The 11939-nt window shown below is 68.4% G+C and carries 14 protein-coding genes; 1 reads left to right on the forward strand and 13 read right to left on the reverse strand.

Annotation, left to right across the window (positions count from 1 at the left end; genetic code table 11):
• Nucleotides 1-202: 202 nt before the first annotated feature.
• The 8 genes from lgt to hisI all read right to left on the reverse strand — a co-directional run bounded on the left by lgt (nucleotide 203) and on the right by hisI (nucleotide 7660).
• The gene (gene lgt, locus AC1DHY_RS07980; RefSeq protein WP_476878695.1) at nucleotides 203-1492 is read right to left on the reverse strand and encodes a prolipoprotein diacylglyceryl transferase; all 1290 of its coding nucleotides are present in this window, start codon (nucleotides 1490-1492) and stop codon (nucleotides 203-205) included.
• Between the two features lie 3 nt (nucleotides 1493-1495).
• The gene (trpA, locus tag AC1DHY_RS07985; protein ID WP_476903484.1) at nucleotides 1496-2296 is read right to left on the reverse strand and encodes a tryptophan synthase subunit alpha; all 801 of its coding nucleotides are present in this window, start codon (nucleotides 2294-2296) and stop codon (nucleotides 1496-1498) included.
• A 29-nt stretch (nucleotides 2297-2325) separates the two neighbouring features.
• The gene (gene trpB / locus AC1DHY_RS07990; RefSeq protein ID WP_476878694.1) at nucleotides 2326-3684 is read right to left on the reverse strand and encodes a tryptophan synthase subunit beta; all 1359 of its coding nucleotides are present in this window, start codon (nucleotides 3682-3684) and stop codon (nucleotides 2326-2328) included.
• A gap of 92 nt (nucleotides 3685-3776) precedes the next feature.
• On the reverse strand, nucleotides 3777-4592 hold the full coding sequence (gene trpC / locus AC1DHY_RS07995; RefSeq protein ID WP_476903442.1) for an indole-3-glycerol phosphate synthase TrpC: 816 nt from the start codon (nucleotides 4590-4592) through the stop codon (nucleotides 3777-3779).
• 2 nt (nucleotides 4593-4594) lie between these two features.
• Complete coding sequence (locus AC1DHY_RS08000; protein ID WP_476878692.1) at nucleotides 4595-4882, reverse strand: HGxxPAAW family protein; 288 nt, start codon at nucleotides 4880-4882, stop codon at nucleotides 4595-4597.
• Nucleotides 4883-4973: 91 nt separating this feature from the next.
• The gene (locus AC1DHY_RS08005) at nucleotides 4974-5594 is read right to left on the reverse strand and encodes a Trp biosynthesis-associated membrane protein (protein WP_476878691.1); all 621 of its coding nucleotides are present in this window, start codon (nucleotides 5592-5594) and stop codon (nucleotides 4974-4976) included.
• Complete coding sequence (locus AC1DHY_RS08010; protein ID WP_476903443.1) at nucleotides 5591-7159, reverse strand: anthranilate synthase component I; 1569 nt, start codon at nucleotides 7157-7159, stop codon at nucleotides 5591-5593. Before AC1DHY_RS08010 ends, AC1DHY_RS08005 begins: the two co-directional genes overlap by 4 nt.
• Nucleotides 7160-7228: 69 nt before the next feature.
• On the reverse strand, nucleotides 7229-7660 hold the full coding sequence (gene hisI / locus AC1DHY_RS08015; protein ID WP_476880416.1) for a phosphoribosyl-AMP cyclohydrolase: 432 nt from the start codon (nucleotides 7658-7660) through the stop codon (nucleotides 7229-7231).
• Between the two features lie 144 nt (nucleotides 7661-7804).
• Between hisI and AC1DHY_RS08020 the strand changes: the two genes are divergently transcribed.
• A complete protein-coding gene (locus AC1DHY_RS08020; protein ID WP_476880415.1) occupies nucleotides 7805-8449 on the forward strand; it encodes a TIGR03085 family metal-binding protein in 645 nt (214 codons plus the stop codon).
• A gap of 91 nt (nucleotides 8450-8540) precedes the next feature.
• On the opposite strand, the gene hisF is transcribed toward AC1DHY_RS08020, so the two are convergent.
• The 5 genes from hisF to ribA all read right to left on the reverse strand — a co-directional run bounded on the left by hisF (nucleotide 8541) and on the right by ribA (nucleotide 11925).
• Nucleotides 8541-9317: an imidazole glycerol phosphate synthase subunit HisF gene (gene hisF / locus AC1DHY_RS08025; RefSeq protein ID WP_476880414.1), complete on the reverse strand. Its 777-nt coding sequence runs from the start codon at nucleotides 9315-9317 to the stop codon at nucleotides 8541-8543.
• A gap of 64 nt (nucleotides 9318-9381) precedes the next feature.
• Complete coding sequence (gene hisG, locus AC1DHY_RS08030) at nucleotides 9382-10224, reverse strand: ATP phosphoribosyltransferase (RefSeq protein WP_476903444.1); 843 nt, start codon at nucleotides 10222-10224, stop codon at nucleotides 9382-9384.
• Nucleotides 10225-10325: 101 nt separating this feature from the next.
• Nucleotides 10326-10589 carry a phosphoribosyl-ATP diphosphatase gene (locus tag AC1DHY_RS08035; RefSeq protein ID WP_476903445.1) on the reverse strand — a complete coding sequence of 88 codons (264 nt, stop codon included), beginning with the start codon at nucleotides 10587-10589 and terminating at the stop codon, nucleotides 10326-10328.
• Between the two features lie 94 nt (nucleotides 10590-10683).
• The gene (gene ribH / locus AC1DHY_RS08040; RefSeq protein ID WP_476877788.1) at nucleotides 10684-11169 is read right to left on the reverse strand and encodes a 6,7-dimethyl-8-ribityllumazine synthase; all 486 of its coding nucleotides are present in this window, start codon (nucleotides 11167-11169) and stop codon (nucleotides 10684-10686) included.
• Nucleotides 11170-11229: 60 nt separating this feature from the next.
• Nucleotides 11230-11925: a GTP cyclohydrolase II gene (gene ribA, locus AC1DHY_RS08045; protein WP_476903446.1), complete on the reverse strand. Its 696-nt coding sequence runs from the start codon at nucleotides 11923-11925 to the stop codon at nucleotides 11230-11232.
• Nucleotides 11926-11939: the final 14 nt, after the last annotated feature.

Consider the following 11939-nt stretch of genomic DNA (forward strand, 5'->3'; position numbering starts at 1 on the left):
TGACGGGCACAACAACGTGATTTTCCTACTGGAATTGTAGGCCAGCGCCGCTTCCTGTACGAACAGTTACGCGGGCCGCAAGCCCGGGTTTGCCTAGCGCGCAGCTGTCTGCTGCCTGCTGTCCTACGCACACCCCTTGCCACAACGCTGTGGACCCGGACCCAGCTGGCGGTCGCCCTGCAGTCCGGTTACCGGCGCTGTGTTACTTGGTGATCCCAGCGTCCGGGGCGGCCCCGGAAGCCCGGCGTCCGGATACTCCGGTTGCCGGTTCTTCCTCCATGGCGGGCGTGGTGCCGCCCGTGGATTCCCCGGCCGCCACAGCCTGGGCTGCGGGGCGGTCCGGACCGCTCTGGTTATCCCGGAGATTATCACGCGATTCATTATCTGAGACAGCGGCGTCCGAATGGCGGACGACGTCGGGGCGCGCGGCAGTGTCCGCCTCGGCGGTGTCCGTGGTGGCGGCAGCGCCGTCGTCGGAAGTGCCGGCGTCTGCCTTTTCGGCGTCGACGGCGTCCGCCGTCTCGGCGTTGTCAGCGTCGGCGTCGTTGCCGGCAACGGCGCCCTCCTCCGCGTTGTCGGCCGCGGGTTCGGGCTCACGGCCGGGCAGGTACGGGGTATCCGTCCCGTCCGTCTTGCGTAGGCCGAGGAGCACGAAGATCACGGCCGCGGCGATCAGCACGAAGATGCTGGTCCAGACGTTGAGCCGGGTGGTGATGCCGAAGAGGTTGATCTGCTCCGCGTCGTCGATCCGCATGGCCTCGATCCAGACGCGGCCCAGGGTGTAGTAGATGGCGTAGAGCCAGAAGAGGCGGCCGCGGCGGAACGAGAACTTCCGGTCCAGGGCCAGCAGCACCACAACGCCCACAAGGTTCCAGAGGGATTCGTAGAGGAAGGTGGGGTGGAAGAGTGTGTCGGCGGGCATACCGGCCGGGAAGTTGGGGCTGTTGGGGTCCACCTGGAGACCCCACGGCAGTGTGGTGGGTCCGCCGAAGAGTTCCTGGTTGAAGTAGTTGCCCCAGCGGCCGATGGCCTGGGCCAGCAGGAGGCCCGGAGCTGCGGCGTCCATAAAGGCGCTGAGCTTGACGCCGGCCCGGCGGCAGCCGATCCATGCGCCGAACGCCCCAAGGACCACGGCGCCCCAGATGCCGAGGCCGCCGCGCTGGATCTGCGGGATCAGCGACAGGTCGCCGGTGCCGTCGAAGCCGGGGCCGAAGTAGGCATCCGGCGAGGACACCACGTGGTAGAGGCGGCCGCCGATGATGCCGAACGGGATGGCCCAGATGGCGATGTCCCAGACGCTGCCCTCAGGGGCGCCGCGGCGGGCCCAGCGACGTGAGGTCAGCCAGAGCCCGACGATGATGCCGGCCAGGATGCAGAGCGCGTAGGCGTGGATGCGCAGGGACCCCCAGGGCAGCGGGATATCGAAGCCGGACCAGACCGGGCTCGGAATGCTCGCGGGAACCATCGCTGCCGCGTGGAGGACTGACTGCATTGCTTACGCTTCTTCCTTGGTAAGGCCGGTGCTGAGCTCTTTCGTCAAGGACGCTACAGCATCCACGCCGCCCTCACCGATCGCCGCGACGAGGGCGGTGCCAACAATGACACCGTCGGCGTAGGCGGCGATTTCGCGGACGTGGTCAGCGTTGGAGACGCCCAGGCCGACGCAGACCCGCTTGGCGCCTGCACCGTGGGCCGCGGCGACAACGTCCTTGGCTGCGGTGCTGACGGAGGCGCGGGCGCCGGTGACACCCATGATGGAGACGGCGTAGACGAACCCGCGGCTCGCGTCGACAGTGCGCTTCATGCGCTCCGGCGACGACGACGGGGCCACGAGGAACACCCGGTCCAGTCCGTACTTGTCCGAGGCCGCCATCCACTCCGCAGCCTCGTCCGGAATGAGGTCGGGCGTGATGAGCCCCGCTCCCCCGGCTTCGGCCAACTGGCGGGAAAATTCGTCCACGCCCATCCGGACAACGGGGTTCCAGTAGGTCATGACGAGGACGGCGGCGTCGGTCTTGCTGGTGATGCCGCGGACGACGTCGAAAACCTGCTTGACGTGGAATCCCTTGGCGAGGGCTTCCACGGTGGCGGCCTGGATGACCTGGCCGTCCATCACGGGATCCGAGTACGGGATGCCGATCTCGATCAGGTCGGCGCCGTTTTCAGCCAGGGCGATGCCGGCGGCGATGGTGTCCTCGACGCTCGGGTAGCCGGCGGGCAGGTACCCGATGAGGGCGGCGCGGCCCTGGGCGCGGGCGCGGTCGATGGCGGCGGCGGACTTACTGGTGTTGGGCATGGTGCCCCCGGCGCTGTTCTCGGCAGTGTTCACAGCTGCTCCCCCTCCTGGGCGATCTCGTGCTCGGGTGAATCCTTGTCCAGCAGGTCGAACCATTCCGCGGCGGTGGCCACGTCCTTGTCCCCGCGGCCGGAGAGGTTGACGATCACGACCTTGCGGGCCGCTTCCTCGGCGTCGCCGGCGTCGGCGGCGAGCCGCCGCCCCACCTTGATGGCGCCGGCGAGGGCGTGCGCGGATTCGATGGCCGGGATGATGCCCTCGGTCCGGCACAGCACGCGGAACGCCTCCATGGCTTCGCTGTCGGTGATGGGTTCGTAGCTGACCCGGCCGATGTCGGAGAGGTAGGCGTGCTCCGGGCCGACGCCCGGGTAGTCCAGGCCGGCCGAGATGGAGTGCGACTCGATGGTCTGGCCGTCGTCGTCCTGCATGAGGTAGGAACGGGCACCGTGCAGCACCCCGGGCTTGCCGAGGGTGATGGTGGCCGCGTGCCGGCCGGTGTCCACGCCGTCTCCGCCGGCCTCGAATCCGTAGATTTTCACCGACGGATCGTCCAGGAAACCGTGGAAGATGCCGATGGCGTTGGAGCCGCCGCCGATGCAGGCGCAGACGGCGTCCGGCAGCCGGCCGGTCTGGTCCAGGATCTGGGCGCGTGCTTCCTCGCCGATGACCTCGTGGAAGTACCGGACCATGGCCGGGAAGGGGTGCGCCCCGGCGGCGGTGCCCAGCAGGTAGTGGGTAGTGCCCACGTTGGCGACCCAGTCGCGGAGTGCCTCGTTAATGGCGTCCTTGAGGGTCTGGGAGCCGTTGGTCACGGGGATAACGGTGGCGCCCAGCAGTTCCATCCGGGCCACGTTGAGGGCCTGCCGGCGGCAGTCTTCGGCACCCATGTAGACCACGCATTCGAGGCCCAGCAGGGCGGCGGCGGTGGCACTGGCGACGCCGTGCTGGCCGGCGCCGGTCTCGGCAATCACGCGGGTCTTGCCCATCCGCTTGGCCAGGAGCGCCTGGCCCAGGACGTTGTTGATCTTGTGCGAGCCGGTGTGGTTCAAGTCCTCGCGCTTGAGGAAAATGCGCACCCCGCCGGCGTGCTCCGCGAAGCGCTTGGCTTCGGTGAGCAGGGAGGGCCGGCCGGAGTAGTTCTTGTTCAGGTCCGCGATTTGCGCGATGAACTCGGGATCGGCCTTGGCTTTCTCGAAGGTGTCCTCGAGCTCGTCCAGGGCGGCGATCAGCGACTCCGGCATCCAGCGGCCGCCGTAAGACCCGAAATAGGGTCCCGGGGCGTGGCGCAGGGACGGCGTTGCTTCAGTCCCGCCGCCTTCCGGCCGGTTGCCTTCCAGGAACGCGTCCACGGGGTTGTCTTCTGAGCCGGCTGTTGGCGCATCGACCATCAGTCTCACCATCCTGTTCCACTGCTAACTAGATCTGGGGTGCCGCACGGAAGCACCGCGTACTCCGGCCAGCTGCCCGGCCGGTCCGCGGGTCAGGAACGTGCGGCGATTTCTTCGGCGCCCGCAGCCATAAATTCGGCGATCCGTTCGCGCGGGGTAGCGTCGCTGACCAGCGCCTCGCCCACCAGGACCGCGTTGGCGCCGCTGGCCGCGTAGTGCCGGACGTCGTCCACACCGCGGACCCCGGACTCGCCCACCACAAGGGACCCGGCGGGAATGCCGGCGGCGAGCTGCGCGAACAGCGACCGGTCGACGTCGAGCGTCTTCAGGTTGCGGACGTTGACGCCAATGATTTTGGCTCCGGCGTCCACGGCGCGTTCGATTTCGCCGGGCGTGTGGGTTTCCACGAGCACATTCATGCCGAGCTCGTGGGCGAGTGCGCTGTACTCACGCAGCTGGGCATCCGTCAGGGACGCGACGATCAGCAGGATCAGGTCGGCGCCGTGGGCACGGGCCTCCCAGAGCTGGTACTCGTCGATCATAAAGTCCTTGCGGAGCAGCGGAATGTCCACGGCCGCACGGACAGCATCGAGGTCCGCCAGGGATCCGTTGAAGCGCCGCTGTTCGGTGAGGACGCTGATCACGGCGGCACCGCCGTCGGCGTACTGGACGGCCAGGGCTGCCGGGTCGCCGATGCTTGCGAGGTCGCCCTTGGAGGGGCTGCGCCGCTTGATCTCGGCGATCACCTTCAGCTGGCTCCGGTCGGAGGGGCCGCCGAGGGCAGCCCACGCGTCCCGGGCGGGTGCCGCCGCGGCTGCACGCTCTTTCAGTTCGGCAAGCGTGACGAGGCGCTGGCGCGCCTCCATATCCTCCCTGACACCGGCGTTGATGTCATCGAGAACAGTCACTCTTAGTGGCCGGAGTTCTTCAGCTTGCTGCCACCGACGCCGTAGCCGGCTTTGCGCATCACGAAGCCCACCACGAGGCCGATCAGCATCACCACGGCGCCCGCGACAAAGATCGGGGTGTTGGCGATGACGAAGGCGATGGCTGCGATGAGGGCGCCGATCAGCATTACGATCACCGTGGTCCAGGCCGCCGGGCTGTTGCCGTGGCCGGTCGGCTCGCTGTGGTCGACGTCGTCATAGATGCCGGTGCCGGCAGCGGGCTGGGGTGCGGAAACAGGGGCTTTGCTCATGGAAATCTCCTCAGGATCAATACTGCTTACATTCTGCCATTTTTTGGCGGTGCTATTGGCCGCATTGCGCGCCAGGCCCGCTGTACCCGGCTCAGGTGGGGTCGTCACCGCGGGACAGGCGGTCCCAGCTGTCGATCTCGTCAGTCGGCCGCGGGGTGCCCGAAGCGCCGCTGGTGGCGGCGGCGTCGTACTTCGTGCGGCTCTTCCAGTACCGTCCGGCGGGGACCAGGGCCAGCGCGCTGAGTCCCAGCAGGGCACCGGCGACGACGGCGATCACCGGGAAGACGGTCACGGCGACCTGCACGTTGCTGCCGCTGATGCCGGTGGCGGCTGCGATGGAGCCCTGCGCCGCAGCGAGCGGGCCGGCCAGCACGGTTGCGGCGGCGGCAACGATCCCGGCGGCGGCCAGCAGGATGATCGCGGTGATGACCCAGCGGGCGATGCGTCCGGCGATGGATGCGGCGAGCCCGCCGGCCAGGGCAACGAGCGCGAGGGCGGTCACGGTGGTGGCCGCCTTGCTGCCCTGGACCTGCAGCCCGTCCTGGCTGCTGACGCCCTGGCCGAGCTGGCTGGGATCAAGGTGCACGGTCAGCCACGTCTGGGTGGTGGTGCCGAACACCGCGAGAGCCAGGGCCGCGATCACCAGGACCAGGGTGGATTTGCGCGCCCAGCGGGGCACCGCCGGGCTGGTGCTCTTGATAGTGCCGGTCATGGCTGCTCCGTTCCGGTGCCGGCCACCGTCTCGGCGGTGATGTTGTGCAGCGACCCGGCCGTGTGCACGGCACGCAGCGGCGCGGCGGCCTTGTTCACGGTTTCCTGCGCCTCGGTCGGATTGACCGAATCGGCCACTATCCCGCCCCCGGCCTGCACGTAGGCGCGGCCTTCGCGAAGGAGCGCCGACCGGATGGCGATGGCCATGTCCATGTCGCCGGCGAAGTCCAGGTACCCCACCACGCCGCCGTAGATGCCGCGGCGGTGGGGTTCGAGCTCGTCCAGGAGGCGCAGGGCGCGGGGTTTGGGAGCACCGGAGAGGGTGCCGGCCGGGAACGTGGCCTTGAGGACGTCGTAGGCGGTGGCGTCCGGGGCCAGCTTGCCCACCACCGTGGAGACCAGGTGCATGATGTGGCTGAAGCGCTCCACCTCCATAAACTGCGTCACGTCCACGGATCCGGCGACGCAGACCTTGGAGAGGTCATTGCGGGACAAATCGACCAGCATCAGGTGCTCGGCGCGTTCCTTCTGGTCCGCGAGCAGTTCCTCCGCCAGGGCCTTGTCCGCCTCGATGGTCTTGCCGCGGGGCCGTGAGCCGGCGATCGGGTGGGTGATGACTTCCTCGCCGGTGACGGTGACCAGGGCTTCCGGGGAGGAGCCCACAATCGAGTACTGCCGGCCGGCTGCGTCCTCGAGGCTGAAGATGTACATGTAGGGGCTCGGGTTCGTGTTCCGCAGGACCCGATACACGTCCAGCGGGTCGGCCCCGCATTCCATTTCGAACCGACGGGAGATCACCACCTGGAAGACCTCACCGTCGACGATCGCCTCCTTGCCGCGGTCCAGGGCGGCCAGGTACTCGTTTTCGTCCCAGCGTTCCTGCACGCTGGAGGCGAAGTCCAGGGCCGCCGACTGCAGCACGGACACCGGCTGCTCCGTCGGGGTGCTGACCTTGGCCAGCAGGTTCTTGACCCGGGCGACGGCGTCATGCCAGGCCTCGTCAACGCGTTCGGAGCTGTTGTCGAAGTTGATCGCGTTGGCGATCAGCAGCACGGTGCCGTCCATGTTGTCGTGCACGGCCATGTCGGTGACCAGGTTCAGCGCCATTTCCGGCAGCTCGAGGTCATCCTCCGGCGGGCTGGTCAGTTTTTCCCAGTGCCGGACGGTTTCCCAGCCGAGGAAGCCCACCAGGCCGGAGGTGAACGGCGGCAGCCCGTCGAACCGGTCGGTGTGCAGGGCGCGGACCGTGTCGCGGATGGCGTCCACCGGGCTGCCGTCGAGGGGCACACCCACCGGCGGCTCGCCGAGCCAGTGCGCCTGGCCGTCCTTGGTGGTCAGCGTGGCGCGGGAGCGGGCACCGATGAACGAGTAGCGGGACCACGCGCCACCCACCGCAGCGGATTCCAGCAGGAACGTGCCCGGCTGGCCCTGCGCGAGTTTCCGGTAGAGCCCGATGGGGGTTTCGGCGTCGGCCAGGACTTTCAGCCGGACCGGAATGACGCGGCTGTGGCCGGCGAGTTCCCGGAACTCCTCCAGGCTGGGGCTGATGATTCCGAGGTCCTGCATGGCTGCGTAGTCCGCCTGTTCTGGTTGGTCTGAAGCTGGTGGGGTGCCGGTGTGTGCTGCTGCGCCGGCTCAGTCGGCCTGGCCGACGACGGCGTCCAGCGCGCGTCCGTCGAAGCACGTCCGGGTTCCGGTGTGGCACGCGGCGCCCACCTGGTCCACCCGGACCAGCAGGGCGTCGCCGTCGCAGTCCAGGGCGAGGGATTTGACCCACTGCACGTGGCCGGATGTGTCGCCCTTGCGCCAATATTCCTGCCGGGATCGGGAGTAGAACGTGACCCGCCCGGTGGTCATGGTGCGGTGCAGTGCCTCGTCGTCCATCCAGCCAAGCATCAGCACCTCGTTGGTGTCGAACTGCTGGACGATCGCGGCCACCAAGCCGGCGCTGTCACGTTTGAGGGACGCCGCCAGGTCCGGCTGCAGAGGACCGGCAGGGTGCCCTGACCCGGGGTCCGCGGGACCGGCGGTCGAGGGTACGGGGGCGGGGGCAGGCTGCTCAGACATCACCACAAGTCTAGTGCCTCGGCGCGCGGGGCCGCCCGGCGCGTGCAGCCCCGCGCTTAACATGGCCGCCAATAGCCCGCCGAGGCCAAAACCACGGCCCTTCCTGTGCACACTGGCGGGCGTCTCGTGCTAGTTTCACAAGTGATGCATTTCGTCGATCCGTCCCGAGAAGTTCTGGCCGAAACCTTGCTGGCGGCCGGTCCGGACTCCCCCACGCTCTGCAAGGGCTGGCTCACGCGCGACCTCGCCGCGCACCTGTACCTGCGGGAGCGCAAAGCCCGCGTTGGACTGGGGCTGCTGCTCAAGCGGCTGGCCAAAGCTTCCGACCAGGCCACGGCCGAGCTCGCCTCCGAGGTCAGCACCCCGGACGCCTACGCCAAGCTGGTCAACACCTTCCGCGCCGGACCCCCGGCGCTCTCCCCCATGCGGATCAAGGCCCTGGATGAGAGCTCGAACCTCATCGAGTACTTCGTCCACACCGAGGACGTCCGCCGTGCCGTGGACCGCTGGGCACCGCGCGCCCTGGATGAGGCCTACTCGGACGCCCTCTGGGACGAACTGATCAAACGCGCCGCCATCCTGTACCGCGGCGTGGACCTGGGCATTGTGCTGGTGCGGCCGTCCGGTCCGCGGCATGTTGCCAAACGCGCTCCCGTGTCGGTGGCCATCGTCGGCGAACCGGGCGAACTCCTGATGCACGCCCACGGCCGCACCCGCCACGCGCTGGTGACGTTCGAGGGCCAGCCCGACGCCGTCGCACTGCTGCAGTCCGCCGAAGTCGGCCTCTAGTCCCCACCCGCTCCCTAACCTCGCAAGCTCGGCCAGGGAACCCTGCGGGCGTGGGCCCAGGCACTAGCAAGGTTGGCTTGGACAAACCCGGTTAGCGGACGTCGAAGCCGGCGGCACGGATGGCGGCCTTGACCTGGGCGATCATGTCCAGCGGACCAAAGTGGAACACCGACGCCGCCAGGACGGCATCGGCACCGGCAGCCACGGCCGGCGGGAAATGTTCGGGCCGGCCGGCGCCGCCGGAGGCGATCAGCGGCACCTTGACGCTGGCGCGGGCCAGCCGGATCAGTTCGAGGTCGAAGCCGTCCTTGGTGCCGTCGGCATCAATCGAGTTGAGCAGGATCTCGCCCACCCCGCGGTCGGCGGCCTCGCGCGCCCAGGCCAGCGCGTCGATGCCCGTGCCCTGCCGGCCGCCATGGGTCGTGACCTCAAACCCGGAGGGTGTTGGCTGGGAGCCCGGGCGGGTGCGCCGCGCGTCCAGGGACAAAACCAGGACCTGGGAGCCGAAATGCCGGGTGATCTCGTCAATGACTTCGGGCCGGGCGACGGCGGCGGTGTTGATGGCGGCCTTGTCCGCGCCGTAGCGCAGCAGTTTGTCCACCTCCGCCACACCCCGGACGCCGCCGCCAACGGTCAGCGGGATGAATACTTCCTCGGCGGTGCGGCGGACGACGTCGAACGTCGTCTCCCGGTTGCCCGAGGACGCGGTGACGTCGAGGAACGTCAGTTCGTCGGCGCCGCCGTTGTCGTACCGGTGCGCGAGTTCCACGGGGTCGCCGGCGTCGCGGAGGCCCTCAAAATTGATTCCCTTGACCACACGGCCGGCGTCGACATCCAGGCACGGGATCACGCGGACGGCTACGGTCATGGCTGCTCCCGGGCTGGGCGGACAAAGGGCGGGGTGAAGGTTGATGGCTGCACGGCTGGCCCGGCTAGATCCGGCAGGCGTGGATACTGCTGACCAGGATGGCGCGGGCGCCGAGGTCGTACAGCTCGTCCATGATCCGGTTGGTGTCCCGCTTGGGCACCATCGAGCGGACGGCCACCCAGTCCGAGTCCCGCAGCGGCGACACGGTGGGCGATTCGAGGCCCGGCGTGAGGGCGGCGGCCTGCTCGACCAATTCCTTGCGGATGTCGTAGTCCATCAGCACGTACTGGCGGGCCACCAGCACACCCTGCAGGCGGCGGATCAGCACGGCGGTGGCGGGGTTCTGCTTGCCCTTGCGGCCGATCAGGACCGACTCGGAGTGGAGGATCGGCTCGCCAAAGATTTCCATTCCGGCGGCCTTGAGCGTGGTACCGGTCTCGACGACGTCGGCAATCGCGTCCGCGACGCCGAGCCGGACGGAGGACTCGACGGCGCCGTCGAGCCGTACCACCTTGGCGTTGATCCCGCGCCCGGCGAGGTAGCCGCGCAGCAGTCCGTCGTAGCTGGTGGCGAGGCGCTTGCCTTCAAGCTGGTCGATGGCTGTGAAGTCCCCCACCGGGCCGGCGAAGCGGAAGGTTGAGGCGGCGAATCCGAGCGGCAGCAGTTCCTCTGCTTCGACCTCGGCATCGAGGAGCAGGTCGCGGCCGGTGATGCCGACGTCCAGCGTTCCCTGGCCGACGTACACGGCGATGTCGCGGGGGCGGAGGAAGAAGAATTCAATGTCGTTGTCCGGGTCCACCATGACCAGTTCGCGGCTGTCGCGGCGCTGGCGGTAGCCGGCCTCGGCGAGCATGGCGGAGGCGGCTTCGGACAGGGATCCCTTGTTCGGGACGGCAACTCTAAGCATGGGAGGTTCTTTCTGGTGAGGACGTCATCGGTACAGGCACTGCGGGCCACGTGATGCGCCGCTCCCACGGACCTGGGGTCCGCGGGAACGGTGCGGCGTGGCTAGAGATGCTTGTAGACGTCTTCCAGGCTGAGGCCTTTGGCGAGCATCAGAACCTGCAGGTGATAGAGCAGCTGCGAAATTTCTTCCGCGGCGGCCTCATCGGATTCGTACTCGGCAGCCATCCAAACCTCGGCGGCTTCCTCCACGACTTTCTTGCCGATGCCGTGGACTCCGGAATCCAGTTCGGCGACGGTGCGGGAGCCCTCCGGGCGGGAGGCTGCCTTCTCACTCAGTTCTGCGAACAGCGATTCGAAATTCTTCACGCCCTCCAGCCTACTTGTTCACGGCAAGACCACGCCTGCCGGGCCGCCGCATGACGGCGCCGATGTGAGCGAATACACAGCCTGCGAGGCCAGGTTAGGAGTACTGCTTGAGCGTGACCGCCGTGGCCAGGGCCGCCGCCACGGCTTCGTGGCCCTTGTCCTCGGTGGAGCCGGGGAGGCCCGCACGGTCAATGCCCTGCTGTTCGGTGTCGCAGGTCAGCACGCCGAAGCCGACCGGAACGCCGGTGCGGACACTGACCTCGGTGAGGCCCAGCGTGGCGGCTTCGCAGACGTATTCGAAGTGCGGGGTGCCACCGCGGATCACGACGCCGAGCGCCACGACGGCGTCAAAGTGCGGTGCCAGCCGGGCGGCCGCGACCGGCAGCTCAAAGGTTCCGGGAACGCGCAGCACGGTCGGTTCGGCAATGCCGGCGTCCTTGGCTGCCCGCAACGCGCCGTCGAGCAGGCCGTCCATAATCTTGGTGTGCCAGCTCGCGGCCACAATGGCCAGCCTCAGCTGGGAGGTCTGCTCGGGTTCGAAAGTGGTCAGGTCAATCTGGGGTGCGCCGTGGCCGCTCATAGGGATTCCTTGCTGTGGGAAGTCGGTGGGGTTTGCGAGGTGCGGGCCGGGCCCGCGGCCTCAGTCCTGCTCGTGCTCGAAGCCGCGCTGTCCGTTGGCCGGCGCGGCCGGTTCCATGTCAAGAACCAGCCGGTGGTCCATACGGTCCTTTTTGGTCTGCAGGTAGCGCAGGTTCTGTTCGCGGGACGGCACCTCGGTGGGGACCATCTCAACCACCCGCACTCCTGCCTTGGCCAGCCGGTCCTGCTTGTCCGGGTTGTTGCTCAGGAGGCGGATCTCGTGCAGGCCCATCTCAGCGAGGATCTGCGCGGCGGCCTTGTAGCAGCGGGCGTCGACGGGAAGTCCGAGCTGTTCGTTGGCTTCCACAGTGTCGAACCCGGCCTCCTGCAGGGCGTAGGCCTTGATCTTGTTGGCCAGGCCGATGCCGCGGCCTTCCTGGCCGCGCAGGTAGAGCAGGGTGCCGCCGAATTCGTGGATCATCTCCAGGGCGTAGGCCAGCTGTTCGCCGCAGTCGCAGCGGTAGGAGCCGAAGACGTCTCCGGTCAGGCATTCGGAGTGCAGCCGGACCAGGGGTGCCTGGCCGTCGGTGGCCGGCAGCGGGGAGCTGACGGCGAGGTGCTCCGCGCCGGTCTCCAGGTCGGTCCAGGCCTGGGCCACAAAATCGCCGTAGGCGGTGGGCAGCTGGACGATCGGTCCGCCGCTGACAGGGTGCAGCCGCTGGGCCGGGGTGGCCGGCTGCGCTTCAGAAGTCGTCATTGTTTCTCCTCAGT

The sequence above is a fragment of the Arthrobacter sp. 05L44 genome, assembly GCF_056397605.1.

Bases quoted from the DNA above. Each gene is read 5' to 3' on its own strand.
- AC1DHY_RS08020 (WP_476880415.1), top strand. From the start codon at position 7,805: ATGCATTTCGTCGATCCGTCCCGAGAAGTTCTGGCCGAAACCTTGCTG.
- trpA (WP_476903484.1), bottom strand. From the start codon at position 2,296: ATGCCCAACACCAGTAAGTCCGCCGCCGCCATCGACCGCGCCCGCGCC.
- AC1DHY_RS08005 (WP_476878691.1), bottom strand. From the start codon at position 5,594: ATGACCGGCACTATCAAGAGCACCAGCCCGGCGGTGCCCCGCTGGGCG.
- ribH (WP_476877788.1), bottom strand. From the start codon at position 11,169: ATGAGCGGCCACGGCGCACCCCAGATTGACCTGACCACTTTCGAACCC.
- lgt (WP_476878695.1), bottom strand. From the start codon at position 1,492: ATGCAGTCAGTCCTCCACGCGGCAGCGATGGTTCCCGCGAGCATTCCG.
- hisG (WP_476903444.1), bottom strand. From the start codon at position 10,224: ATGCTTAGAGTTGCCGTCCCGAACAAGGGATCCCTGTCCGAAGCCGCC.
- hisI (WP_476880416.1), bottom strand. From the start codon at position 7,660: ATGTCTGAGCAGCCTGCCCCCGCCCCCGTACCCTCGACCGCCGGTCCC.
- trpB (WP_476878694.1), bottom strand. From the start codon at position 3,684: ATGGTCGATGCGCCAACAGCCGGCTCAGAAGACAACCCCGTGGACGCG.
- hisF (WP_476880414.1), bottom strand. From the start codon at position 9,317: ATGACCGTAGCCGTCCGCGTGATCCCGTGCCTGGATGTCGACGCCGGC.
- AC1DHY_RS08010 (WP_476903443.1), bottom strand. From the start codon at position 7,159: ATGCAGGACCTCGGAATCATCAGCCCCAGCCTGGAGGAGTTCCGGGAA.
- AC1DHY_RS08000 (WP_476878692.1), bottom strand. From the start codon at position 4,882: ATGAGCAAAGCCCCTGTTTCCGCACCCCAGCCCGCTGCCGGCACCGGC.
- ribA (WP_476903446.1), bottom strand. From the start codon at position 11,925: ATGACGACTTCTGAAGCGCAGCCGGCCACCCCGGCCCAGCGGCTGCAC.